At 36.7% G+C, this 26,553-nt stretch carries 23 protein-coding genes, 6 tRNA genes and 1 pseudogene; 28 read left to right on the top strand and 2 right to left on the bottom strand.

Features of this window, described 5'->3' with window-relative positions; translation table 11 throughout:
* Positions 1–10 precede the first annotated feature (10 nt).
* Positions 11–2,083, top strand: coding sequence for an NAD-dependent DNA ligase LigA (gene ligA / locus KO509_RS07420; protein ID WP_215972653.1), 2,073 nt, complete (start codon positions 11–13; stop codon positions 2,081–2,083).
* A 37-nt stretch (positions 2,084–2,120) separates the two neighbouring features.
* Entirely contained in the window at positions 2,121–2,753 is a 633-nt protein-coding gene (locus tag KO509_RS07415) for a hypothetical protein (protein ID WP_215972652.1), read from the top strand.
* Between the two features lie 20 nt (positions 2,754–2,773).
* Here KO509_RS07415 and KO509_RS07410 read toward each other — a convergent pair whose 3' ends face one another.
* Complete coding sequence (locus tag KO509_RS07410) at positions 2,774–4,117, bottom strand: Na+/H+ antiporter NhaC family protein (protein ID WP_215972651.1); 1,344 nt, start codon at positions 4,115–4,117, stop codon at positions 2,774–2,776.
* Positions 4,118–4,310: 193 nt separating this feature from the next.
* Here KO509_RS07410 and KO509_RS07405 point away from each other — a divergent pair, with 193 nt between their 5' ends.
* The 8 genes from KO509_RS07405 to KO509_RS07370 all read left to right on the top strand — a co-directional run bounded on the left by KO509_RS07405 (position 4,311) and on the right by KO509_RS07370 (position 12,874).
* The gene (locus KO509_RS07405; RefSeq protein WP_215972650.1) at positions 4,311–4,934 is read left to right on the top strand and encodes an FKBP-type peptidyl-prolyl cis-trans isomerase; all 624 of its coding nucleotides are present in this window, start codon (positions 4,311–4,313) and stop codon (positions 4,932–4,934) included.
* A gap of 80 nt (positions 4,935–5,014) precedes the next feature.
* A complete protein-coding gene (locus KO509_RS07400) occupies positions 5,015–5,443 on the top strand; it encodes a hypothetical protein (protein WP_215972649.1) in 429 nt (142 codons plus the stop codon).
* A 9-nt stretch (positions 5,444–5,452) separates the two neighbouring features.
* On the top strand, positions 5,453–6,256 hold the full coding sequence (dapB, locus tag KO509_RS07395; protein ID WP_215972648.1) for a 4-hydroxy-tetrahydrodipicolinate reductase: 804 nt from the start codon (positions 5,453–5,455) through the stop codon (positions 6,254–6,256).
* Between the two features lie 272 nt (positions 6,257–6,528).
* Positions 6,529–7,713: a glutamine-hydrolyzing carbamoyl-phosphate synthase small subunit gene (gene carA, locus KO509_RS07390; protein WP_215972647.1), complete on the top strand. Its 1,185-nt coding sequence runs from the start codon at positions 6,529–6,531 to the stop codon at positions 7,711–7,713.
* A 35-nt stretch (positions 7,714–7,748) separates the two neighbouring features.
* Complete coding sequence (gene carB, locus KO509_RS07385) at positions 7,749–10,967, top strand: carbamoyl-phosphate synthase large subunit (RefSeq protein ID WP_215972646.1); 3,219 nt, start codon at positions 7,749–7,751, stop codon at positions 10,965–10,967.
* Between the two features lie 154 nt (positions 10,968–11,121).
* Positions 11,122–11,598, top strand: coding sequence for a transcription elongation factor GreA (greA, locus tag KO509_RS07380; protein WP_215972645.1), 477 nt, complete (start codon positions 11,122–11,124; stop codon positions 11,596–11,598).
* 208 nt (positions 11,599–11,806) lie between these two features.
* Positions 11,807–12,652, top strand: coding sequence for an SPFH domain-containing protein (locus KO509_RS07375; protein ID WP_215972644.1), 846 nt, complete (start codon positions 11,807–11,809; stop codon positions 12,650–12,652).
* A 30-nt stretch (positions 12,653–12,682) separates the two neighbouring features.
* Positions 12,683–12,874 carry a hypothetical protein gene (locus KO509_RS07370; protein WP_215972643.1) on the top strand — a complete coding sequence of 64 codons (192 nt, stop codon included), beginning with the start codon at positions 12,683–12,685 and terminating at the stop codon, positions 12,872–12,874.
* 76 nt (positions 12,875–12,950) lie between these two features.
* On the opposite strand, the gene KO509_RS07365 is transcribed toward KO509_RS07370, so the two are convergent.
* A complete protein-coding gene (locus tag KO509_RS07365; protein ID WP_215972642.1) occupies positions 12,951–13,556 on the bottom strand; it encodes a PilZ domain-containing protein in 606 nt (201 codons plus the stop codon).
* A gap of 190 nt (positions 13,557–13,746) precedes the next feature.
* Between KO509_RS07365 and KO509_RS07360 the strand changes: the two genes are divergently transcribed.
* From KO509_RS07360 to KO509_RS07275, 18 genes and pseudogenes are all read left to right on the top strand, one after another.
* Complete coding sequence (locus tag KO509_RS07360) at positions 13,747–15,009, top strand: lipoprotein-releasing ABC transporter permease subunit (protein WP_215972641.1); 1,263 nt, start codon at positions 13,747–13,749, stop codon at positions 15,007–15,009.
* Positions 15,002–15,703 carry a lipoprotein-releasing ABC transporter ATP-binding protein LolD gene (lolD, locus tag KO509_RS07355; protein WP_215972640.1) on the top strand — a complete coding sequence of 234 codons (702 nt, stop codon included), beginning with the start codon at positions 15,002–15,004 and terminating at the stop codon, positions 15,701–15,703. Before KO509_RS07360 ends, lolD begins: the two co-directional genes overlap by 8 nt.
* 11 nt (positions 15,704–15,714) lie before the next feature.
* The gene (gene lolE / locus KO509_RS07350; RefSeq protein WP_252727438.1) at positions 15,715–17,076 is read left to right on the top strand and encodes a lipoprotein-releasing ABC transporter permease subunit LolE; all 1,362 of its coding nucleotides are present in this window, start codon (positions 15,715–15,717) and stop codon (positions 17,074–17,076) included.
* A gap of 548 nt (positions 17,077–17,624) precedes the next feature.
* On the top strand, positions 17,625–18,062 hold the full coding sequence (gene ybgC / locus KO509_RS07345; RefSeq protein ID WP_215972639.1) for a tol-pal system-associated acyl-CoA thioesterase: 438 nt from the start codon (positions 17,625–17,627) through the stop codon (positions 18,060–18,062).
* Positions 18,052–18,735, top strand: coding sequence for a protein TolQ (gene tolQ / locus KO509_RS07340; protein WP_215972638.1), 684 nt, complete (start codon positions 18,052–18,054; stop codon positions 18,733–18,735). Before ybgC ends, tolQ begins: the two co-directional genes overlap by 11 nt.
* A 15-nt stretch (positions 18,736–18,750) precedes the next feature.
* On the top strand, positions 18,751–19,176 hold the full coding sequence (gene tolR / locus KO509_RS07335) for a protein TolR (protein WP_159821120.1): 426 nt from the start codon (positions 18,751–18,753) through the stop codon (positions 19,174–19,176).
* Between the two features lies 1 nt (position 19,177).
* On the top strand, positions 19,178–20,110 hold the full coding sequence (gene tolA / locus KO509_RS07330) for a cell envelope integrity protein TolA (protein ID WP_215972637.1): 933 nt from the start codon (positions 19,178–19,180) through the stop codon (positions 20,108–20,110).
* Between the two features lie 83 nt (positions 20,111–20,193).
* Positions 20,194–21,537, top strand: coding sequence for a Tol-Pal system beta propeller repeat protein TolB (tolB, locus tag KO509_RS07325; protein WP_215972636.1), 1,344 nt, complete (start codon positions 20,194–20,196; stop codon positions 21,535–21,537).
* A 91-nt stretch (positions 21,538–21,628) separates the two neighbouring features.
* A complete protein-coding gene (gene pal / locus KO509_RS07320) occupies positions 21,629–22,177 on the top strand; it encodes a peptidoglycan-associated lipoprotein Pal (RefSeq protein WP_215972635.1) in 549 nt (182 codons plus the stop codon).
* Between the two features lie 68 nt (positions 22,178–22,245).
* A complete protein-coding gene (ybgF, locus tag KO509_RS07315) occupies positions 22,246–23,037 on the top strand; it encodes a tol-pal system protein YbgF (RefSeq protein WP_215972634.1) in 792 nt (263 codons plus the stop codon).
* Between the two features lie 172 nt (positions 23,038–23,209).
* Positions 23,210–23,285, top strand: a tRNA-Lys gene (locus KO509_RS07310).
* 98 nt (positions 23,286–23,383) lie between these two features.
* Positions 23,384–23,459 (top strand) — tRNA-Lys (locus tag KO509_RS07305).
* A 175-nt stretch (positions 23,460–23,634) separates the two neighbouring features.
* Positions 23,635–23,710, top strand: a tRNA-Lys gene (locus KO509_RS07300).
* Positions 23,711–23,808: 98 nt separating this feature from the next.
* Positions 23,809–23,884 (top strand) — tRNA-Lys (locus KO509_RS07295).
* Between the two features lie 199 nt (positions 23,885–24,083).
* A tRNA-Lys gene (locus KO509_RS07290) sits at positions 24,084–24,159 on the top strand.
* A 370-nt stretch (positions 24,160–24,529) separates the two neighbouring features.
* Positions 24,530–25,588 (top strand): quinolinate synthase NadA, encoded by a 1,059-nt coding sequence (nadA, locus tag KO509_RS07285; RefSeq protein ID WP_215972633.1) that lies wholly within the window; start codon positions 24,530–24,532, stop codon positions 25,586–25,588.
* A gap of 133 nt (positions 25,589–25,721) precedes the next feature.
* Positions 25,722–25,809 (top strand) — tRNA-Ser (locus tag KO509_RS07280).
* A gap of 236 nt (positions 25,810–26,045) precedes the next feature.
* A pseudogene (locus tag KO509_RS07275) lies at positions 26,046–26,553 on the top strand (transposase); the annotation flags it as partial.

The following is a 26,553-nucleotide window of genomic DNA, read 5'->3' as shown; positions in this document are numbered from 1 at the left end:
TTAATACCCCATGTCGACAACTGACCTTCCACAAGTGTTATTTGAAAAAGTAAAACAACTTCATCAAGACATTAATCACTATAATCATCAATATTATGTACTTGATCAACCAACTGTCCCTGACGCTGAATATGATCGGTTAATGCGCGAGTTAACAGCAATAGAGCAAGAGCACCCTGAGCTGAAAACACTTGACTCTCCTAGCCAAAAAGTGGGAGGCCAAGCGTTAAAAGCTTTTAGCCAAGTTACCCATCAAATACCTATGTTATCGCTTGATAATGTCTTTTCAATAGACGAGTGGCAAGCGTTTATTAAACGTATTCGTGATCGATTAAATAGTGATGAAAAACTTGTTATCTGTGCAGAGCCAAAACTTGATGGTTTAGCAGTAAGCTTACGTTATGAGCAAGGCTTTTTAGTTCAAGCGGCAACAAGAGGTGATGGCAGTATAGGTGAAAATATTACCGAGAATATTCGTACCATTAAGTCTATTCCTCTAAGGCTTAATGGCGAAAGTGGTATTGACTACCCTGATATTATTGAAGTTCGAGGGGAAGTTTTTATGCCTAAAGCGAGTTTTGAGCGCTTAAATGAAATGGCGATAAAGAAAGGTGAAAAATCATTTGCTAATCCTCGTAATGCTGCCGCAGGCAGTCTACGGCAATTGGACTCAAAAGTTACCGCTAAACGTAATTTAGACTTTTATGCTTATGGTCTCGGCTTTGTCGGTGATTTAACGGTAAATAATGCACCTGAAGGTGAGCAAGGTTTCTTGAAAAACTCCCATTACCAACGCTTATGTCAAATTAAGTCATTAGGTTTACCTATGTGTCCTGAAGTTCGTTTACTTGATGATCAGGAACAAGTGCAAAGCTTTTATCAAGATATTTTAAGTAAACGAGAGCAGCTTAGTTATGAAATAGATGGCACTGTATTAAAAGTAGATAATATTTTATTACAAGAACGACTTGGCTTTGTTGCACGAGCACCGCGATGGGCAATGGCCTATAAATTTCCTGCACAAGAGGAATTAACGCTTATTGAAGATGTTGAGTTTCAGGTAGGTCGCACAGGGGCTATTACACCCGTGGCTCGTTTAAAACCGGTATTTGTTGGCGGCGTTACGGTATCAAACGCTACATTACATAATCAAAGTGAAATTGAACGCTTAGGTTTGAAAATTGGTGATACAGTTATTATTCGTCGTGCTGGTGATGTTATACCTCAAATTGTCTCGGTTGTACTTGAAAAACGTACTGAGGATGCTAAAGACGTTATATTTCCACAAACCTGCCCGGTTTGTGATTCTAAAGTGAGTAAAGTTGAAGGTGAAGCTGTTCTAAGGTGTACTGCTGGGCTATTTTGTCAAGCACAAAGGAAAGAAGCAATTAAACATTTTGCCTCGCGTAAAGCGCATGATGTTGATGGTCTAGGTGATAAATTAGTAGAACAATTGGTTGATGAAGGTCTTATTTCTACACCTGCAGACTTATTCAGTTTAACTGAAATTGATATTAGTACTATGGATCGAATGGGGGCAAAATCAGCAAAAAATTTAATTGCCTCGGTGGAAAAAGCAAAGCATACAACATTAGCTAAATTTATTTATGGTCTTGGTATTCGAGAAGTTGGTGAGGCGACTGCAGCTAACTTAGCTAATTATTTTTACACTTTAACAGCGATTCGCACAGCAAGTTTTGAGGCTTTACAAGCTGTTGATGATGTAGGCGCGGTTGTCGCTAAAAACATTGTTAACTTTTTTAAAGAAGAACACAATTTAGCGGTTGTATTAGCATTAGATGCAATAATGACTTGGCCTGACATTGTTGTTAAAACTGCTGAGGAATTACCATTAACAGACCAAACATTTGTGTTAACAGGTACTCTAAGCCAAATGGGGCGAAGTGAAGCGAAAGCGGCTTTACAGCTTTTAGGTGCTAAAGTCTCAGGGAGTATCTCATCAAAAACACATTTTTTAGTAGCTGGTGAAAAATCAGGTTCAAAATTAGCAAAAGCGCAAGACTTAGGTGTAACTGTGTTAACAGAAGACGATTTAGTTGCTTTATTAGCAAAGCATAACTAACCCTAAATAAAAGCTTATTTATTATAAAGAGAATTTAATGATTAAAATATCGATAACCATGTTTATTCTTTTGATGCAGTTTCATGTGTCAGCTCATAACATAACCGATGATAAAGTTGAGCTGACAAATAAGCAGGTTAGGGCGCTCCAGTCATTAAGTGCAAATCAGCATCAACCATCTGACAATAGTAAAAACATCAAAACTATTAGTTTGAAAGTCTCTAAATTGACCGATAATCAAGGGCAAACTTATTTAGGTGCAGTCGTTAGTCGTGCAGAATTATTTGTGTACTTAACCCAATTAGAGAAATTACTAGGGGATGAATTTCCGCAATATAGAGCATTTCAAGCGGCACGTGATCATCAACTATTTCATATGACATTAGTTAGCCCACCTGAATATCAACTAGCAGATAAAGCATTAGTTGAAAAGTTACTTGCTTCAGGTGTTAATGGCGAATTATCGAATCAGATTAATATTAACTTACTTGGTTTAGGTACAGTGGCACGCGATGATAGTAAAACCTACTTTGTTGTCGCTCAAAGTGCTGATGGACAATCAATTCGTCAGCGTTTTTTGCTAAACAGTAAAGATTTTCATATAACTCTAGGCTTTAAACCAAGTGATATTTATAGTGTTACAAAAGATAGCACTACGTTAATAAAGTAAGTATAAGTTTATATTGAACATTAATTCTTTGTCATTCGCCAGAATGCAATACCTGCAGTAAAGAACAATATCATTGGGTAAAACGCATGAGAGATCACTGCCAGCGGTGAAATGCTTAACGTTGATCCTAATAATAAAGCCTGTGCACCATAAGGTAATAAACCTTGGTTAATACAGGCAAACACATCGAGTAAGCTGGCAGATTGTGCCGGTGTTAATTCCCCATCAGTGGCCAAATCTTTTGCCGTCTCGCCGGTGATAATAATTGATACGGTATTATTAGCAGTAAAAAAATTACAACCAAAAGTCAATCCGGCAATACCTAAACCAGCGGCACGCTTTTTATTATGTGGGCTTAATTTTCGTGCGAATGATTCAATAGTTTTTGTGAGCGCAGATAAGCCACCTTGGTGACGAATTAATTCACTTAACCCTCCAATAAACAACGACAAAATAAAGATATCTTGCATACTAGAAAAACCAGCATTGATATCAGTTATTAGTGCTGATAATTGATAGTCGCTTGTTAACATACCAATAGCTGCCGCTAATACGATGCCTAACGATAAAACCACAAAAACATTAACGCCAGAAAGGGCAAGTATTAGAATAACAATATAAGGAATCAGCCCTAAAACGGCAGGATCACTAGCCAATTGATAATCAATATTTTGTCCTGACACTGAAAATATAATTAAACAAATAATGGCAGCAGGCACGGCAAATTTAAAGTTCACTTTAAATTTATCTTTCATGTGAGCGCCTTGACTACGTGTTGAGGCAATGGTGGTGTCTGAAATTATAGATAAATTATCACCAAAAATAGCCCCTGAAATTAAACAACCCGCCACTAAAGCTGAATCTATTCCTGCAGACTCTATAAAACCTAAAGCAATAGGAGCAATGGCAGCAATAGTGCCCATTGAGGTACCCATCGCGGTTGATAAAAATGCCGCAACTAAGAACAAACCAGGTAATAATAGATAAGTAGGAAAAAATGCTAAACCTAATTGTACACTAGCATCAACACTTCCTGTTGCTTTCGCTACCGTTGCAAAAGCCCCTGCCAGTAGATAAATAATGCACATGGTCATAATGTTGGCGTGGCCTGCACCACTGATGAATTGCCCTATTTGTTTATCAATAGGCTCTTTACTTAACACCTTACCAAGATAAATAGCCACAAAAATAGCAGGAATAATAGCAATGCTGGCAGGGAGTTGATAAAAAGCGAATTCAACACCTTGAAGCGTTAAAATAATACCAGTACCTAAAAATATGCCAAGAAATACGGCAAAAGGCAGTAAAGCAATGAGGCTTTTCTTATTCGTTATTGGTTGATCTTCTGCTGCAGAAGTGGTCATAAATATAAATTCTTATTATAAATGTTACATGCGTTGCCTATTATATTCGTTAAATCAACGTGGTGTGAAGTAGTGATTGGTATTTATATTTAAAGCGTTTATAAAAAATAACAAATTGCGATACTCCGACCCTACATACTGGCTAAGCTTTATGATAGACTCTCGCAAATTTTTAAAAAAGTAAGTGAAAAATATGTCTGAAAACAAATACGAAACAATTGAGCAACGTGTAAGCTACGGTGTAGGTCGTCAATTAGGTGACCAATTACGTAACAACCCTTTTAAAGAATTTGATATTACCGCTGTACAAGCAGGTATTGCTGATGCATTAATTAATGCAGCAAGCCAAGTATCAGATGAAGATTTAAATGAAGCTTTCACTGTAGTTTCTAAAAAATTACAAGAGCAAGAGCAAGCTATTGCTAAAGAAAAAGCAGCCGAAGGCGAAGCTTTTTTAGCTGAAAATGCTAAACGTGATGGAGTTACTGTTACAGAGTCAGGTTTACAATATGAAGTAATTGAAACAGGTGACGGCGATAAGCCAACAGCTGCTAGCACTGTTCGTGTTCATTATCATGGTACCTTCGCTAATGGTGATGTATTTGATAGTTCAGTTGAACGTGGTCAGCCGGCAGAGTTTCCAGTTGGCGGTGTAATTGCTGGCTGGACAGAAGCATTACAGTTAATGCCTGAAGGTAGTAAATGGAAGCTAACAGTTCCTTATAACTTAGCTTATGGCGAGCAAGGTTCACAAGGTGCTATCCCACCTTATGCTACCTTAGTATTTGATGTTGAATTAATTAGCATCGTTAGCTAGTTAGTTATTTTAAAGCCCTCAGTTGAGGGCTTTTTTTTAAGTGAAAATTAACACAACTTGTCTTGTTGGTGACACATAGAATGCAGACTAAAAAAGTTACATTATTTTTAAAGGAATATTTATCGGCATTTACCCATTATGATTTGAATAAGGCTGCGACTGCTTATTACCTACCTTGTACTCTGCATACTCCTGACCAAGTTGTTTTAGTGACAGATATCAAAGCATGTCAGCAAGAGCTTACTAAGATTTTTAATCAATTACAGCAAGCAAAAACCAGTGATATACTCATTAAAAAGGCAAGTTACTCTCTAGTCACTGATCATTTATTTTTAATGAGTGTAGATTGGGAGTTTCTTGATGAAAAAGGGGAGATATTTGCTGATTTTTGCGCAATTTATCATTTAATTTTAGTTGATAATAAGCTGAAAATTATTAATGTTGTTTCCCATGACTTATCCAATTCACAGACATTAGATCATCCTGTTATGCTGACAGGTTCAAAGTAGAGAATAAACATGAAAGTAAAAGTAGCAATATTAGGTTGTAGTGGCAGAATGGGGCGTAATCTTATTCAAGCAGCCCATGAACATGAAAGTATTGAATTGATTGGAGGTAGCGTTCGTAGTAGTTCTTCATTTGCAGGTTTCGACCTTGGTGAATTAGCGGGTATAGGCGCGATGGGGCTAACTACGGTTACGGAGTTAAGCCAATTAAATGAAGCTGAAGTCTTTATTGATTTTACATCAATAGAAACGTCACTTGAAAATATTAACTGGTGCAAAGAACATAATAAGGCACTAGTGATTGGTACTACAGGGTTTAACGATGAACAGGTCCATCGTATTAAAGAGGCCGGACAATCAATGCCTATCGTGCTAGCGCCGAATACTTCTGTTGGTGTTAATTTAATGTTTAAGTTACTGGAAATTACAGCAAAAGCCATTGGCGATTATACTGATATTGAAATTTTCGAAGCACATCATCGATTTAAGAAAGATGCTCCTTCAGGGACCGCCGTTAAAATGGGGCAAGTAATTGCTGATACGTTAGGGCGCGACCTTAATGAATGTGCGGTGTACGGGCGAGAAGGTATTACAGAAGAACGTAGTAAGGAAACGATTGGTTTTGCTACGGTTCGAGCGGGTGATATTGTTGGTGAGCACACGGCTTATTTCGCTGATTTAGGTGAGCGTATAGAAATCACTCACAAGGCAAGCTCTCGAATGACTTTCGCATTAGGTGCTATGAGAGCCGCATTTTGGTTGAGTGAAGCTGATAATGGCTTTTACGATATGCAAGATGTTTTAGGTTTAAAATAATAGATAACTACTACTTTTAACTGCTTGACGGTTAAAAGTGAATAAATCACATAAAAGAATAGGTTTTTGAAAATTTCACTAGACGAAAGTGGTCTACAAGCGTAAAATAAGTGGATTTTGTCAAAAATTTAGCTCAAAGCCGTTTTTTGGCATTTTTTATGTACAAATTTTGTGATTGTTTTACCTTACTACTAAAGACAATTTAAATAGAGTTTAAATTTAATTTTTAAAGTAAAGGTTCTGCATTCTTTTCTTCTTTTTTGGAGGTTACATTGGCTATATCTGCGATTTTAGTACTGGAAGACGGTACTGTATTTAAAGGCACCGCAATTGGTGCAAAGGGAACGGCTGTTGGTGAGGTAGTATTTAATACTTCAATGACAGGTTATCAGGAAATCCTCACCGATCCTTCATATGCAGAGCAAATTATCACGCTAACCTACCCGCATATTGGTAATACAGGTACTAACTGTGAAGATAAAGAATCAGACGCTATTTTTGCTAAAGGTTTGGTAATTCGTGATTTACCATTACTTGCAAGTAATTTTAGAAGTGAACAAAGCTTAAGTGAATACCTTGTTAGCAATAATATTTTAGGTATTGCTGATATTGATACACGTAAATTAACGCGTATCTTACGAGAAAAAGGCGCTCAAAATGGTTGTATCTTAACTATTGATGACGCTAATGATGAGACTTTACAAGCTGCAGAAACTAATGGCTTAGCGCAAGCAAAAGCATTTCCAGGTCTTAAAGGAATGGACTTAGCCAAAGTTGTTTCTACTAAAGAGCAATATCAATGGACCTCAGGTAGTTGGGCACTTGGTAGCGCTATGGGGGAAGGTTTCTCTGAACCAGAAAAATTCGACTTTCATGTAGTTGCTTATGATTTTGGTGCTAAAAGCAATATTTTGCGCATGTTAGTAGACCGTGGTTGTAAACTAACCGTAGTACCAGCACAAACATCAGCAAGTGATGTGTTAGCTATGAACCCTGATGGTATCTTTTTATCAAATGGCCCTGGTGACCCAGAGCCTTGTGATTATGCTATTACCGCGATTAAAGAGTTTTTAACAACAGATATTCCTGTCTTTGGTATTTGTTTAGGCCATCAATTACTTGGTTTAGCCAGTGGCGCTAAGACTGTTAAAATGAAATTTGGTCACCATGGTGCTAACCATCCAGTGAAAGATATTGACCGGGATGTAGTTATGATTACTTCGCAAAACCATGGTTTTGCTGTTGATGAAAATAATTTACCTGATAACTTAAGAACAACACATAAATCGCTATTTGATGGTTCTTTACAGGGAATTCATCGCACTGACAAACCCGCATTCAGTTTCCAAGGTCATCCAGAAGCAAGCCCAGGCCCACATGATGCCGCACCATTATTTGACCATTTTATTGACTTGATTAACGAATATAAAACCGACGCCAAAGCAAAACAGGCTTAACCCACACCCTTGACAAGAGAAGAGAGAATAGAGACATGGCAAAAAGAACAGATTTAAAAAGTATCTTGATCTTAGGTGCAGGCCCAATTGTTATTGGTCAAGCTTGTGAATTCGATTATTCAGGTGCGCAAGCATGTAAAGCATTACGTGAAGAAGGTTACCGAGTTATTTTGGTTAACTCTAACCCTGCAACAATTATGACTGACCCCGATATGGCTGATGCAACTTATATCGAGCCTATTCATTGGGAGGTTGTTAGAAAAATTATTGAAAAAGAACGTCCTTGTGCGGTACTACCAACTATGGGTGGTCAAACTGCATTGAATTGTGCACTTGAACTTGAGGCGCAAGGTGTATTAAAAGAATTTAATGTTGAAATGATTGGTGCTACTGCTGATGCAATTGATAAAGCAGAAGATCGCAGTCGTTTCGACAAAGCGATGAAAGCCATTGGCTTAGAAACGCCACGTGCTGAAATTGTTCACACGATTGAAGAAGCACATGCAGCAAGCAAAAACTTAGGTTTCCCTTGTATAATTCGTCCTTCATTTACGATGGGTGGTTCAGGTGGTGGTATTGCTTATAATATTGAAGAGTTTAATGATATTTGTACGCGAGGTTTAGATCTTTCACCAACATCAGAGTTATTAATTGATGAATCATTAATTGGTTGGAAAGAATACGAAATGGAAGTGGTTCGTGACAAAAATGATAATTGTATCATTATTTGTTCAATTGAAAACTTCGATCCTATGGGGATTCATACCGGTGATTCTATAACGGTTGCGCCAGCACAAACGTTAACAGACAAAGAATACCAAATTATGCGTAATGCTTCACTAGCCGTGCTACGTGAGATTGGTGTTGAAACAGGTGGCTCAAACGTACAGTTTGGTGTTTGTCCAGATACCGGTCGTATGGTTATTATAGAAATGAACCCTCGTGTATCACGTTCATCGGCGCTTGCATCTAAAGCAACAGGTTTCCCTATTGCTAAAATCGCAGCAAAATTAGCGGTAGGATATACGCTTGATGAATTAACAAATGATATTACTGGCGGCAAAACACCAGCATCATTTGAACCTACAATTGATTATGTAGTGACTAAAATACCACGCTTTAACTTTGAAAAATTTGCTGGTTGTGAAGACCGATTAACGACGCAAATGAAATCAGTTGGTGAAGTTATGGCTATTGGCCGTAATCAGCAAGAATCAATGCAAAAAGCATTACGTGGTTTAGAAGTTGGCGTAAATGGTTTCGACTCTATGGTTGATGTAACGCAACCTGGTGCTAAAACCAAAATTATGCATGAGTTACAAGAAGCTGGCTCTGACAGAATTTGGTATGTTGCCGATGCATTCCGTTTAGGTTTAACGGTTGATGATGTATTCCGTTTAACGAAAATTGATCGTTGGTTCCTAGTACAAATAGAAGACATCGTTTTAGAGGAAGCCAAAGTAGCTGAAGGCGGATTGAAAATACTGAATGCAGACTATTTACGTAAACTTAAACGTAAAGGTTTTGCTGATGCTCGTCTTGCTGATGTTATTGGTGTTGCAGAAGCTGAGATTCGTAAAAAGCGTCATAATGCGAATATTTTCCCAGTTTACAAACGAGTCGATACATGTGCTGCAGAATTTAGCTCAGACACTGCTTATATGTATTCAACTTATGATGAAGAATGTGAAGCGAATCCTACAGACAAAGAATCAATTATGATTTTAGGTGGTGGGCCAAATCGTATCGGACAAGGTATTGAGTTTGACTACTGTTGTGTTCATGCTGCCTTAGCATTACGTGAAGACGGCTATGAAACAATCATGGTTAACTGTAACCCTGAAACAGTTTCAACAGATTACGATACATCAGACAGATTATATTTTGAGTCCATTACTTTTGAAGATGTACTTGAAATTGTTCGAATTGAAAAGCCAAAAGGTGTTATTGTCCAGTATGGTGGTCAAACACCACTTAAGCTGGCACGTGCTTTAGAAGCTGCTGGTGTTCCAATTATTGGTACCTCTCCAGATGCGATTGATCGTGCAGAAGATAGAGAGCGTTTCCAACAAGCGGTTGATCGTTTAGGCTTATTACAACCTGAGAATGCGACTGTTACATCATTAGATGAAGCAATGGCAAAGGCTGAAGCTATTGGTTTTCCATTAGTTGTTCGTCCATCTTATGTACTAGGTGGTCGAGCAATGGAAATTGTCTATGATTTAGAAGACTTACGTCGTTATATGACAGAAGCCGTAAGTGTATCAAATGATTCTCCTGTGTTATTAGACCACTTCTTAGATGATGCTATTGAAGTTGATATCGACCTTATCTGCGATGGTGAAAGAGTTGTTATTGGTGGCATTATGCAACATATTGAACAAGCAGGGGTTCACTCTGGTGACAGTGCTTGCTCATTACCTGCTTATAGCCTAAGCCAAGAAATTCAAGATGTTATGCGCAAGCAAGTAACAGATCTAGCGTTTGAGCTAGGTGTGATTGGATTAATGAATACACAAATGGCTGTTAAAGGTGATCAGGTTTACTTAATCGAAGTAAATCCTAGAGCAGCGCGTACCGTGCCATTTGTTTCAAAAGCGACATCTATACCTTTAGCGAAAGTTGGTGCTCGTGTGATGGCTGGAAAATCGCTTACCGAACAAGGTATTACTGAAGAAGTTATCCCACCATTTTACTCTGTAAAAGAAGTGGTTATTCCTTTTAACAAATTCCATGGTAGTGATCCATTAGTTGGTCCTGAAATGCGTTCTACAGGTGAAGTAATGGGGGTCGGCAATACTTTTGAAGAAGCCTATGCTAAAGCTAATTTAGGTGCTGGGGTATCTGTACCTAAGTCGGGTAGGGCATTAATTTCTGTTCGTAATTCTGATAAAGTACGTGTAGTTGAACTAGCTAAACAAATGGTTGCTTTAGGTTATGAACTTGATGCAACACACGGTACAGCAATTATCTTAGGTGAAGCTAATGTACCCGTTCGTTTAGTTAATAAAGTACATGAAGGTCGCCCACACATTCTTGATAGAATTAAAAACAGTGAATATACTTATATCATCAATACTACCGAAGGGCGTAAAGCGATTGAAGATTCTAAAGTATTACGTGGTGGAGCATTGCGCTATAAAGTGGCATATACTACAACACTAAATGCTGCATTTGCAGCTTGTCAAGCGCATGCTGCTGATGATAGAAATACTGTTACGTCTATCCAAGAATTACATAAGCGTTGTAAATAAGCAGACTAACTTGCTTTTTTAAGCACAAGCACTGTTGGAATACATACTTAGTAGTTATATGAATTACTAAGCTATGTGTTCCGTTTTGCTTTTAGCTAAACGAGCTTTGTTACTCGCACTTATTTCATTTTACATAAAAGATAAGATTAAAATTATGAGTCAATATCCAATGACAGTTCACGGCGCTGATGCGTTACGTGAAGAATTAAATTATTTAAAAACAGTCAAACGTCCTAGAATTGTTTCTGACATAGCAACAGCGCGCGAACATGGTGATTTAAAAGAGAATGCTGAATATCATGCCGCTCGTGAGCAACAGAGTTTCTGTGAAGGCCGTATTCAAGAAATTGAAGGTAAGTTAGGTAATGTACAGATTATCGATGTAACTAAAATTACTAATACAGGTAAAGTTATATTTGGTGTTACCGTTACTTTACTTAATATTGATACTGAAGAAGAAGTTAAATATCAAATTGTTGGTGATGACGAAGCAGATATTAAACAAAACAGAATTTCTATAAATTCACCTATTGCACGTGGCCTAATAGGAAAAACTGTTGATAGTGAAATTGAAATCTCAACACCAGGTGGTGTGGTTGAATACGAAATTATGGCCGTAGATCATATCTAATCGATAACCTCGAGTTAGTGTTTTATATTAGCATAGCCACTAATATAAATAAGATATAAGGCTTTTTAAACCCAACATTAATAGTAATGTTGGGTTTTTTTATGCCTTCTACTTAGTGGTATTGATCATTTTTAATTGACAACATTAATTATTAGTAGATAATTATGATATCATTTTGATGTCACAATTGTTTTTTTAAGGAATAAATATGAAAGAGAAGAAAGGTTTTTCAATCAATGGCTATAGTGTTTTTTTGGCATTATTGATAATTATAGGAGCGGTTGTGAGTCAAGTTATTAATTATAATGTTGGGGTTTTATCCTTTGTTGGCATTGTGTTTATCATATTTATATTACCTGGTTTTTTTATGGTGCAGCCTAATCAGGGGAAAGTGATGACTTTTTTCGGTAGTTATGTTGGTACTGTAAAGTCTAATGGTTTACGCTGGAGTATTCCTTTCTTCAAACGTAAAAACATTTCACTTAGAGTTCGAAATTTTGAATCAAACCAAATGAAAGTGAATGATAATCATGGTAATCCTATAGAAATAGCGACTGTTGTTGTTTGGTCTGTAGGTGATACAGCTGAAGCGATGTTTGAAGTTGATGATTATATTAGTTTTGTGAATATACAAAGTGAATCAGCATTACGAAATATGGCGACTAGCTACCCTTATGATCAACATGACGGCGACGAAATTGCTTTAAGAAGCCATTCAAAAGAAGTTTCTGAAGCATTAAAATGTGAGATACAAGAAAGGCTAGAAAAAGCCGGTGTTAAAGTACATGAAGCCCGTATTAGTCATTTAGCTTATGCACCAGAAATTGCTAACGCTATGCTACAGCGACAACAAGCGTCGGCGATCATTGCTGCTAGAAGGCTAATTGTTGATGGCGCTGTTGGTATGGTTGAAATGGCATTAACGCAACTTTCTGAAAAATCAATAGTTGAGCTTGATGAAGAGCGCAAAGCCGCTATGGTAAGTAATCTACTGGTCGTGTTATGTAGTGATAAAAGTACACAACCTGTTGTAAATACTGGCAGTCTTTATTAGCCGCAATAAAAAATTACTATAGGAGTTATTATGGCGGCTAAAAAAAGCTTTCCATTAAGAATAAACCCTGATGTATTGGCAGCAATGCAGCGTTGGTCAGACGATGAACTTCGCAGTGTTAATGCTCAAATTGAATATGTATTACGAAAAGCATTAGTTGATTCAGGCAGAGTAAAACTAATTCAAAAAACGATAACGATCGTTGAAGATAACAAGGATTAAAATTGAATTAAGCAATATGCTTTTTACTATTATTAAGATAACTTACAAGCACTAAATAATAAGGATATTATTGTGCTTAGTTTTTCTTATCTTCTTGATTTCTTTGTAAAGCCAGCGCTTGAAGTTGTTTCGATTGCTCATGTAAGCTGCTTCGTACTAGTATTTCTCTATCGTCTTCACGTATAAAGTGAAAAATAACCTTATGTAAATAATCTTTATCAACTTCTTCTATTTCAATAACTTCACCATAACAATAAACAGCATGATTTTCGTTTTGTAGAAAAACTTTTAACTCTAGAAGTTGTGATAATTCAAAAGATTTATTTGCAGTAAATAATAAACCACCACCACCAAACTTGATACCTTGATATCTGTGCGCTTCATCATCTTCTTGTTGTAGGATGTAGCCAATCAATAAATCAATTTTATTTGATTGATGATTTAAAAATTCAACTAACTTACTCGCCACACCTGACAACGCTTGTAGTGGACGTAACGCAGCTTGATCTAAACTCGACATGTCACTGGCCATTTTAAATGGCGTTGGCATGTTGTTTATAAATTCGTCATAAGTTATGTGTTTATTTCTATCAATGGCTACTATGTTAATTGAAAAATCATGTTCAATCGAAAAAAACTCATTATATTTTATTAGCTTTTGCGCTGTTGTTTCTTTATTCATTGTTGTCACTTTAATTATATGAATTTTATACTACTTAGCTTAAGTGTTTAAAAATCGTATTTAATTATAAGGTTATAGCAGATATAGAACTATTTAGACATACTTTCTAACAAGTAAAACGTTAAATAATCGCAGGCTGTGTTATGCTTGATTATCTATTTTATTTTATAATTTCAGTAACAATAATTAAATGTTTCAACCTGTTAGCCTATTTATTGGACTACGTTATAGCCGTAGTAAAAAGCGTACTGGCTTTATCTCATTTATTACTTTCTTTTCAACCGTTGGCATTTTGCTAGGTGTAGCGTCGCTTATTACCGTAGTGTCTGTGATGAATGGTTTTGAAGGGGAGCTAAAAAAACGTATTTTAGGTATTGTGCCACATGTAATTGTTGCGCAAGACTTAAATGATTCAAAGCCCAATAATTTTGACTCCTGGCCTGCCTTAAGGGAAGAGCTACTAAAACAAAAGCATGTTGAACAGGTAACTCCTTTTTTAAGTAGCGAAGCGCTTATTCAATCGTCAAAAAACTTACAAGGTGTTTTATTGCAAGGGATTATCCCTGAATTTGAGCAAAAAAACATTATCAGTACTCATATGATAAGTGGCTCTTTAAATAGCTTATCCGAACATCCCTATAGCATTGTTATTGGCCAATCCCTGGCAAGAAAATTAAAAGTAACAATAAACGATACTGTTCGCCTTGTTTTACCTAATAAAACTATTTTTACACCGATGGGGAGAATTCCCGTACAACGTAAATTTGTTATTCGTGGCATTTTCGATGTTGGCTCTCAAGTTGATGGGTCAATGGTTTATGTTCATAGCGAATCAGGTGCCAAATTATTACGTAGAACTGCTGATGGCATTGATCAATTACGACTGTATTTGGATGATGCTTTTAATGCGCAGCAAGTGGTGAATACATTAACAGCGGCTAACTTGCAGACAACCGCGTTGAATAAATTAACTTATACCACCTGGAGTGAAACTCAAGGAGCACTTTTCTCTGCTGTTAATATGGAGAAAAAAATGATGTGGCTAATGCTTAGTTTAATTGTTGCTGTTGCTGCTTTTAATATTGTATCAGCACTAGTTATGGTAGTTGTTGAAAAACAAGGTGAAATAGGTATATTGCAAACATTAGGTCTGTCTAGAGCTGGGATAGTTAAAATATTTATTACTCAAGGCATGGTAAATGGTCTATGGGGAGCGATGATCGGTAGTATTTTAGGTGTATTAATTGCGTTAAATTTAAATGAAATATTGTCAGCATTAGGGGTGAATATATTAGGTAGTGGCTATGCTATGCAAGCTTTACCTGTACAGCTGGAATTAGTAAATGTTGTTGTTATTGTTCTATCAGCTTTAGGGATGAGCTTCATCGCTACGTTATATCCAGCTTTTCAAGCATCAAAAACCCAACCAGCAGAGGTTTTACGTAATGAGTAAAGTATTACATTGTAGTCAATTATCTAAATCATATAAGCAGGGCGATATAGAAACTAAGATTTTGGATAAATTAGAGCTAACAGTTGAAAAAGGCGAGCTACTTGCCATTGTGGGTAGCTCGGGTTGTGGCAAGAGTACTTTTTTACACCTTGCCGGCGCTTTAGATTTACCTAGTTCAGGTGAAGTTTTTATCAATGATGTTAATATTTTAAGTTTATCGGATAAAGAAAGAGCGACTTTTCGTAATCAACATATAGGCTTTATTTATCAATTTCATCATCTGATGATGGAGTTTACCGCCCTTGAAAACGTAGCTATGCCTTTATTAATTCGAGGGAACAAGCCCAAGCAAGCGATAGCTTCTGCCTCAGAAGTACTATCACAGGTAGGGTTAGCTCATCGTTTTAATCACAGACCGAGTGAATTGTCGGGTGGTGAAAGGCAACGTACAGCTATTGCTAGAGCATTAGTGACTAAACCTTCATTGATTTTAGCTGATGAACCAACAGGCAATTTAGATAGCGATACCGCTGAACAGATATATCAATTGATCCGTAGTCTTAATAAAACTGTGCAAACCAGTTTTGTTGTTGTTACACATGATATTTCGCTAGCGATGCGTATGGACAGACAATTACAATTAGACCATGGCAAGTTATCGAACTTTGTACAACATAATGTTGTAAGTAACTGAGTTAATAAGCTATGGATAAATTAACAACCTCTCATAAAAGTGGCAAATACCCTATATTTACCCCATTAAGTATTTTTTTAGCTTTACGTTATGTACGAAGTCGCAATGGACATGGTTTTTCTACTTTTATCTCTGCTTCTTCTACTCTTGGTATTGCCTTGGGCACTATGGTATTAATTATCGCTTTAAGTGCTATGAATGGTTTTGAGCGTGAATTGGCAAATAAACTGTTATCAATAGTTCCTCATGCTGAATTAATATCGGTTGATGAGCCGATATCAAATTGGCCTTTAAATGTTAAGCGAATAGCGAGTCATCCAGAAGTCATTGCCGCCGCTCCGGTGATTAATTTAACAGGAATGATGCAGCATCAAAGCCAATTAAAGGCATTGGAAATTAGAGGAGTTGATGTTCAGTTAGAAACCCTTGTATCTGATATTGAAAATTATATGGTATCAGGTAGTTGGCATGCTTTATCGAACCAAGGTGAAAGTAAAAAAAGTAATGACCCCATGGTAACAGAATACCTAGGGAACGGGATTGTTATTGGCGCGGGAGTTGCTAAAAAATTAGCAGTGAAGCTCGGCGATAAAGTACAGATCTTACTACCACCAAGTAGTCATATGTCTGAAATAAATGACCTGGGTAATCAAAACCTATTTTCTGCACCAGTGAAAAGACAAGTTGAAATTGTTGGTATATTTAAGTTTGGCGGTACTGTTGATGAAACCCTTGCCTATATATCATTGACACAGGCAGCTGAAATTAAAGGTTATCAAAACGATGAAGTACAAGGGATTAGAATTAAAATAGATAATGTTTTTTCTGCGCCGAGTGTCGCTCGCTCTATTGCTGCTAATTTTAATCATTATGTTTATATTATGGATTGGACACGTACGCAAGGGCATTTATTTAACGATATACAAATGGTACGCATGGTTATGTTTATTGTACTAATCTTGGTGATTGGGGTAGCAAGTTTCAATATAGTATCAACGTTAATTATGGCCGTTAATGATAAGAAAGGCGATATTGCGATTTTAAAAACAATGGGATCTAGTGATAAATTAATTATGTTGACCTTTATATATCAGGGGCTAGTTAATGGTTTGCTAGGTACGGCTATTGGCGGGGCCTTCGGAATACTATTAGCGCTTAATCTACCCGATATTGTAGTCTTTATTGAAAATATATTTACAGTTAAAGTTTTATCGGCAGATGTTTATTTTATTGATCATATTCCTAGTCAGTTAAATCTATCTGATGTCTATATCACCATAATTACCGCATTATTGATGTCTTTAGTTGCTACCATATACCCTGCTTGGCGAGCGACAAAAATTGAACCAGCACAAGTTTTAGGGCAATTATAAGCTGCTTTATTAGAGTAAGCGTAAGAAATTATGCTACCCCTTGCTGTACTTAAATTGATGTACTTCATTAAATATCTTAAATTTTAAGCAAAAAAAAGCCCGCAACTTATTGCGGGCCAACTTAAATATCAAGTTGATAGAAGGAAGTCTATATGAAATTACATTAAACATGTCGAGAAAAGATAAAACAAAAAAATATCAATTCATCTTTTTCTGATAAATGATAATAATACAGGGGAGAGTAAGTTATCACTGCAAAGGGCTATACCAGAAAACAAGATTATTATAAGTTTGTTCACTTAGTGTGACAAACTAATAAAATTACTTTTTCGCATTAGAAAAACTAATGAATAATTTTGTTTTTAATTTATATAAGGCCTTTTATCTAATTATCACCTTTGTTAATGTTAATCATTAATTAGCCGTAACATAATAAATTACTTTTTTGATATAAAGTGTAAATATTCATTAACTTCGCCTTGTTTGTCTACTAGGTTATCTATTAGTATATGTTCACTTGTGTCGATTGCTTAGAAACCTTGTTGTAAATGTCAAATATAAAATTAAATACAAGCCACAATTACTCGCTAAGAGTTTATTACGAAGATACTGATGCAGGTGGAATTGTTTATTATGCTAACTATCTAAAGTTTTTTGAGCGAGCTCGTACTGAGTGGTTAAGAGAGCTTGGTGTTAACCAGACTAATTTTTTAGAACAAAACATTGGTTTTGTTGTCAGAAAGGTTGAAATGGATAATATTGCTTCTGCACAATTAGATGATTTACTTAAGGTAAACTCTACTATAACCACGTTAAAACGTGCTAGTTTAGTGTTTAATCAACAAATAACAAATCAAGAACAACAATTAATATGTACTGCAACTGTACGTGTTGCTTGTGTTAACTTTCAAAGTCATAACTCTCAAAAAGTAAAACCTATGGCTATTCCAGAATCTATATTAGGAGCGTTAAAACGTGTCTGCTGAACTTTCAATTGTTGAACTCATCTTAGAAGCCAGTATATTGGTTAAATTTGTTATGTTAGTGTTGTTAGGCTTTTCTGTGGCTTGCTGGGCGATGATCTTTCAGCGTCGACAAGCGCTTAGCTTAGCGACACAACAATTAAAAAACTTTGAAGACAAGTTTTGGAGTGGTGCCGATTTAAGTAAACTTTATAATGAAATATCAACTAAGAACGAAGTTCAAGGCGTTGAAAATTTATTTGTTGCAGGCTTTAAAGAGTTTGCGCGTTTACGTAAAAGTCACATTGATAATCCAACTATGATTATTGATGGCACCCAACGTGCTATGCGTGTTGCACTATCACGAGAAGTTGACAACTTAGAAACACATTTACCTTTTATGGCGACAGTCGGCTCTATTAGTCCGTATATCGGATTGTTCGGCACTGTGTGGGGTATTATGAATTCATTTATTGGTTTGGGGTCGGTGCAACAAGCCACATTAGCGATGGTAGCTCCTGGTATCGCTGAAGCGCTTATTGCAACAGCTATGGGGCTTTTTGCCGCCATTCCTGCCGTAATGGCTTTTAACCGATTTAGCCATAAAGTAGAAAAACTTGAAAATAGTTACGGTAATTTTATGGAAGAGTTTGCGAGTATTTTACAACGACAAACTGTTGTTAGTAAGCCAGAATAAATAAGGGCGTATTTTATGTATAACAGAGTTAGACGCCGAAAAGTTGCTGAAATCAACGTTGTTCCATATATTGATGTTATGTTGGTATTATTGATTATTTTTATGGTGACAGCGCCACTCATTACGCAAGGGGTTAAGGTTGATTTACCTCAAGCAGATGCTGAGCCATTAGATAAAGATACTAAACCGCCATTGGTCGCTTCAGTTGATGCTCAAGGGCGATACTATATTACTTTGGGTGCTAATGATAAAGAGCCACTTTCAGCTGAAGAAGTTGCTACGTTAGTGAAAGCACATTTATTGGTAAACCCTGATACACCGGTTGTTGTTAATGGAGATGGTGCTGTTTCATATGATGCAGTTATTCAGTTAATGGTATTACTACAAAATGTTGCAGGTGTACCATCGGTGGGTTTAATGACAGAACCGTTGGAGAATTAAAGTGACGCAAAAATATAACAAGAGCACTTTCATTAAAGCTATTTGGCTAAGTTTAACCTTGCATGTAGGTTTGATCGTTGTTCTTTTTATGGGAGACTTTAATAGCGAAATAAAGCCCAAAGCAAGTGCTTCAATTGCGCAAGAAGTTAAGCCGATAGAAGCAACGGTTGTTGATGGGGCAAAATTACAAAAAGCGATAAATGAGATAAAAAAACAAAAAGCGGATGAACAATCAGCAGAGAAAAAACGAATTGAAGAAATAGAAAAGCGTGCCAATGATGCTAAGAAGCGTAGAGCACAAGAAGAAGCGCGGATAAAGAAATTAGAAAAACAGCGTAAGATTAAAGAACAAGAAAAGAAAAAAGCAGATAAAGCAGCGCAAGAAGCTAATACGAAAGCGAAAAATGCGGAGAAAGTGAGAAAACAAAAAGAACAAGAACAGAAAAAAGCGGAAGAGGCGGCAGCAAAAGCTCGTTCTAAAAGGTTAGCTGCTGAAGCTGAAGCCAAAAAAGCGGAAGAGCTTCGTAAAAAGCAAATAGCAGAGCGTAAACGCAAAGAGCAAGAAGCTGCGCAAAGGGCCGCACAAGAAAAAATAATTGCTGAGCAAATGGCCGCTGAAATGGCCACACGTAATAAGGCTCGTCAGCAACAAATGATGTCGGAAATACAACGCTATGCAGCGCTTATTACTAATGTTATTGATCAAAATATGATTAATGATCGATCAACAATGGAGGGTAAGTCTTGTAAATTGATGATCAGTCTTGCGCCTTCAGGCTTTGTTACACAAGTTAAAAACGTTAGCGGTGATACTGTAGTATGTGAAGCGGCTAAAAGGGCTGTATATAAAGCAGGTACACTGCCTGTTTCTAAAGATCCTGAAGTATTTAAAGAAATGCGTAATATTGGTGTTACTGTTGTGCCTGAATTCTAATTTTGGATGAAAACAAAATAAATTTAAAATAGCTTGTTCAATAACTCTCAAAAAATTAACAGAACTGGATTAAATAGAAAAATATGAAAATTAAATTATTACTTGGAATTTTTATAACCTTACTCTCTACCTCAGCGATGGCTACACTCGAAATTGTGATCACTGGAGGTGTTGATAGTGCAAGACCTATTGCGGTTGTTCCATTTCAATGGAGGGGAGCAGGGGAGCTTCCAGAACAAGTGTCAAAAGTCATTAGCGATGATTTATTACGCAGTGGTAAGTTTAATCCCATTAGTCAAAGTAAATTCCCTCAACTGCCTACTTCAGCAACAAATATTGATTACAGTGCGTGGGCTAGTATTGGTGTAGAAGCTATTATTACAGGCACAATAGATGAAGTTAGCTTAGGACAGTATCGAGTGAGCTATCAATTAGTTGATGTTATTCGTGGACAAGTTACTGGCGGACAAACATCTATGTTGAGTAATGGTGAATTGGTACAAACAGAAGATCATATTTTAAGCCAAAGTAGCGCACAAATTGGTAGTGAACAGTTTCGCCGCTATGCACACACTATTAGTAATGCAGTATATGAGTCACTTACCGGCACAAAAGGTGCGTTTTTAACACAAATTGCTTACGTTATTGTTAGAGATGGAGGAAACTTTCCTTATCAGTTAGCTTTTGCCGATTATGATGGCTTTAATGAACAAGTATTATTAAGCTCTAATGAACCACTTATGTCTCCTTCATGGCATCCTGATGGCGAGCAATTAGCTTATGTCTCTTTTGAGAATAGACAAGCACAAATTCATACTATTAATATTTATACAGGTGAACGTCAGCTTATAAGCTCGTATGACGGTATTAATAGTGCGCCACGCTTTTCTCCTGATGGCAAAAAAATGGCGATGGTTTTATCAAAAGACGGTAATCCTGACCTGTATGTCATGACTTTAGCAACAAAAACATTACGTCGAGTAACGCGTAATAGAGCGATAGATACCGAGCCAAGTTGGGCACCAAATGGAAATTCTTTAATATTTAGTTCAGAACGGGGTGGTAAACCGCAACTATATCGCGTAAATTTAATCGATGGGAAAGTTAGGCGTCTCACTTTTAATGGTGAAATGAATCTAGGTGGCTCTATTACGCCTGATAATAAACAATTAATCATGGTTAATAGAACTCGTGGTCAATATCGTTTAGCGAAGCAAGAATTAGACTCAGGTTTATTTCAAGTGCTAACGAAAACTAGGTTAGATGAGTCACCAAGTGTTTCACCTAATGGTGGAATGATAATATATAGTACCTTGCATAATAATAGGCAGGTACTTGGGTTAGTGTCAGTTGATGGTCGCTTTAAAGCACGTCTACCGGCTCTTGATGGTCAAGTTAAGTCACCTGCTTGGTCACCGTTTTTGTAAAGTGATAGTTATTAAATAAAAAACTATTTATTATATAAAAAAGAAAGAAAAAATTAAAATTACACTTTTGTAAAATAAGGAAAAAAATAATATGATTTTAAATAAAACACTTAAAAATGTAGCTATCGCTTTACCAATGCTAGCACTAGCGGCTTGTAGCTCTAATGATTCATCAGACGAGCAAGTAAGCGTTGATAGTAACGTTGAAATGGTACAAGAGCAGCAAGCAGCAGCTGAAGAAGCTGTAAGAGTTCAAGCTGCTAAACGAGCTGCTGAAATTAAAGAGCAAGAACGTCAACAATTAGCTATGTTACGTTCTGAACATATTATTTATTTTGGTTTTGATGTTTCAAGTGTTAGCAGTGAATTTTCAGACATATTGAATGCTCATGCTAAATTCTTAAATGCTAACCCAGGTGTGAAAGTACTAATTGAAGGTCATGCTGATGAACGTGGCACACCTGAGTACAATATTGCATTAAGTGAGCGTCGTGCTAAAGCTGTTGTAACTTATTTAGAAAACATGGGTGTATCGGCAGATCAATTATCAATTGTAAGCTATGGTGAAGAAAAGCCAATGATCAAAGATAGATCTGAAGAAGCTTTTTCTAAAAATCGCCGTGCGGTAATTGTATACTAAAACTATTTATTAAACGCTATGCATCAGAACTGCATAGCGAACTTTAAATAAATATAATCGGAAAAAAAATGAAACTAACCCTTTCAAATAGAGCGGTTTTATTTGGCTTAATTTTGACTGCTAGTACCTCAGTTGTGCTAGCGGCTCAAGCGCCAGTTATTGATGTAAGCTCTGCATCGAGTGAAAAACAAAATAAAGGTTCATTAACAGAGCAATTGGCTAATGTTGAGCGAAAACTTGACTCTCGTAATCGAGCGCAAGTAAATATTCAAAGTCAGCTTGATGATTTACAAAATCAAGTTAATGAATTACGTGGTGTAACTGAGTTACATACACATCAACTATCTCAAGTACTTGAAAGACAGCGAGAGTTATATCAAGAGCTAGATAGACGAGTAAGTGCGGCTTTGCAGTCAACCTCACAAGCTGCTAGTACTACGGTGGTTAATTTGCCGGCGGTTACCAAAAATTATAGTGATGATTTAACTGAGAATGAAGCTTATGATAAAGCACTTAATTTGGTGCTAAAAGATAAGCGATATGAACAGGCAATTTCTGAGTTTCACAGCTTTAATAAGGCATATCCTCAGTCAACTTATGCGCCTAATTCACATTATTGGTTAGGGCAGTTGTTGTTTAATAAAGGTAAGTTATCTGAAGCTGAACAAGAATTTTCTATTGTTGTTGAGCAATTTAAAGACTCAAGTAAAAGACCTGATGCACTGTTAAAATTAGCTATGGTTGCACAACAACAAAAAAATGACAATAAAGCTAAGCAGCTATATCGTCAACTGTTAAGTGAATATCCTGAGTCAACTTCAGCACAATTAGCAAAACCTCGGTTAAATAAACTAAACTAAGCCTTTGCTAGTTTAAAGACTATTGCTATTTTTGTTGTTGACAAAACTAGCAATGTGCTTTGTTTTTAATCAAACAATGTATAATAGTGAAAAAAAGTAAATTTATTCTTGCACTAAATTTATATATCAGTATTATATGCGGCGCGTTGAGGCACCAACCTTAACGCAATGTCGGCCGTTAGCTCAGTTGGTAGAGCAGTTGGCTTTTAACCAATTTGTCGAAGGTTCAAATCCTTCACGGCCGACCAATTTTTTAAAATGTTTCTTTTAAATAGTTTTAAAAGAAAAACACTCTACTAACGAGTTTAAAAGTTAGGTTGGAATTTATTCCAATATCACAATATGTCGGCCGTTAGCTCAGTTGGTAGAGCAGTTGGCTTTTAACCAATTTGTCGAAGGTTCAAATCCTTCACGGCCGACCACTTTGATTTTAGATTATCAAAATTAAGGTTTAACCTTTAATTTTCTAGTTTAAGTTAGATGAAGCTTTATATCCTTCAAAACTGACCTTTTATTCAAAATGAATTATTTTGAATAAAGCACTCTTCTATCGAGTTTAAAAGATAGGTTGGGATTTATTCCAATAATACAATATGTCGGCCGTTAGCTCAGTTGGTAGAGCAGTTGGCTTTTAACCAATTTGTCGAAGGTTCAAATCCTTCACGGCCGACCACTTTTTAAAAATATTCTTTTAAAGATAGTTTTAAAGGAAAATCACTCTACTAACGAGTTTAAAAGTTAGCTTGGATTTATTCCAATATCACAATATGTCGGCCGTTAGCTCAGTTGGTAGAGCAGTTGGCTTTTAACCAATTTGTCGAAGGTTCAAATCCTTCACGGCCGACCACTTTTTCTACAACAATCTCCAATAACTGAATATATCAAAGCCAAGGCTTTTAACCAACTAAATCAAGTTAGTCGAAGGTTTAAATCCTTCACGGCCGACCACTTTTTAAAAATATTCTTTTAAAGATAGTTTTAAAGGAAAATCACTCTACTAACGAGTTTAAAAGTTAGCTTGGATTTATTCCAATATCACAATATGTCGGCCGTTAGCTCAGTTGGTAGAGCAGTTGGCTTTTAACCAATTTGTCGAAGGTTCAAATCCTTCACGGCCGACCACTTTTCTTATAGCTTTTAAGTACCAAAAAATAAGCCTTGGCTTTTAACCAACTAAATCAAGTTAGTCGAAGGTTTAAATTCTTCACGGCCGACCACTTTTTTATACTTCTTCAGTTCTTACAAATAAACCAAACCAAGATCAGGCTTTTAACTGCTCAATCAAGTAATCTAATGTTCGAACATTTACGGTCAAGCAACTATTCCAATACTTGTAAATCTTTTAACAAAGAATACTGCTTTATATCTTATTAGTCTTTTACAAGCTTTTAAACTCGGGGCTAATCGTTCAAAGTACTACACATTACTTAGTCGTTCCCTTATAATTACGCCGTTTAAAGACATTTATACTTGTTATATATAGAGAGCTAAAATGAGCCAAATTAATGCAGCTGTTGATTTTGATTTTCAATTTCCAGCGAAACCTGAATTATTAAATAATGATGAAAAAGCACAATATATTGCGAGAATTAAAGCATTATTAATTGAAAAAAATGCAGTTTTAGTCGCTCATTATTACACTGATCCCGAAATTCAAGCGCTTGCTGAAGAAACAGGGGGCTGTGTTGCTGATTCTTTAGAAATGGCACGTTTTGGTAATCAACATCCAGCAGACACTTTAATTGTTGCAGGTGTTAAGTTTATGGGGGAAACCGCAAAGATTTTAACCCCAGAAAAAACAGTGCTAATGCCTGAGCTAGAGGCAACTTGTTCATTAGATCTAGGTTGTCCTATTGAAGAGTTTTCCGCATTCTGTGATCAACATCCTGATCATACTGTTGTTGTATACGCTAATACTTCTGCGGCTGTTAAAGCCCGTGCTGATTGGGTTGTTACGTCAAGTATTGCGTTAGAAATTGTTGAAATGCTAGAAAGCGAAGGAAAGCCTATCTTATGGGGGCCAGATCGTCATTTAGGTGCCTATATTGAAAAAGAAACAGGTGCTCAAATGTTAATGTGGCAGGGCGCTTGTATTGTTCATGATGAATTTAAAGCGAAAGCTTTACGAGATTTAAAAATTCAATATCCTGATGCTGCGGTATTAGTTCATCCTGAGTCACCGGCTAATGTAGTCGCATTAGCTGATGCCGTAGGCTCAACCAGTCAATTGATAAAAGCTAGCCAAGAAATGCCAAATCAACACTTTATTGTGGCGACTGATCAGGGTATTTTTTACAAAATGGAACAAGCTAATCCAGATAAAACTTTTGTTGCAGCACCAACGGGTGGTAATGGAGCTACATGTCGTAGTTGCGCAAGTTGCCCATGGATGGCAATGAATGGCCTAAAGTCTATTGCTGAAGCGTTAGAGAGCCCTGTAGGTAAAGAAATCACTGTCGATAGCGAGCTTGCTAAAAAAGCCTTAGTTCCATTACATAGAATGTTAAATTTTGCTGCAGAAAATAAACTGGCAGTGAAGGGGAACGCTTAATTTAGCTTAGCTTCATTGAGTAGACTTAACATAACCGTGTGAATTATAAACATTTGTGCAGTTTTGTTCGATTACTAATGAGTTCCGCTTGCGTGTTAGTTCGTTTTTATCTACTATAGCGCAGCTTGTTACTGGTGAGGTGTCCGAGTGGCCGAAGGAGCACGCCTGGAAAGTGTGTAAGGCGCAAGCCTTCGAGGGTTCGAATCCCTCCCTCACCGCCATGTTTAGAAAACCCGTTGATCGAAAGATTAACGGGTTTTTTGCTTTTAGTTATATATATACCTATTAGCAAGGACATATATGGACGCTCTCCAGAAATCAAGCCGAACTTAAGTAACCTATTAGCAAGGACAGTCGCTTAACCTATTAGGATATTAGCAAGGACAGTCGCTCAAATTTGAACAACACAGACTTCTCAACTAAGTTTAATAAATAACCTGTAAGTGAGAGGTCTTTTATGACAACTGCCAGAAAACAACTTATTAGCTTAGCTGATACACCTTATTATCACTGTATTTCTCGTTGTGTTCGTCGTGCCTTTTTGTGCGGTGAAGATAAAAATACAGGGAAAAATTTTGACCACAGGCGAGGTTGGGTAGAGGATAAATTACTTAGCCTAACGCAGGTGTTTGCCATTGATGTTTGCGCTTACGCTATTATGAGTAACCATACGCATACGGTATTATTTATCGATGAAGAAACGGCAAAAGGATGGTCAACCAAAGCAGTACTTGAGCGTTGGCATCAGTTATTTAAAGGCACATTATTAACACAGCAATATTGTCGAGGAGAAGAAATTCCTGACTACCTGATGACTTCTTTGCTTGAAACGGTTGAAGTATATCGCCATCGCTTAATGGACATCAGCTGGTTTATGCGCCTACTCAACCAAAGTATCGCGACACAAGCGAATCAAGAAGACAATTGCACTGGTCATTTCTGGGAAGGGCGTTTTAAATCTCAAG

Origin of the sequence: Colwellia sp. C2M11, assembly GCF_018860915.1 — a bacterium.
Classification (GTDB): Bacteria; Pseudomonadota; Gammaproteobacteria; order Enterobacterales; family Alteromonadaceae; genus Colwellia.
This window is presented reverse-complemented; position numbering and strand designations above follow the sequence as displayed.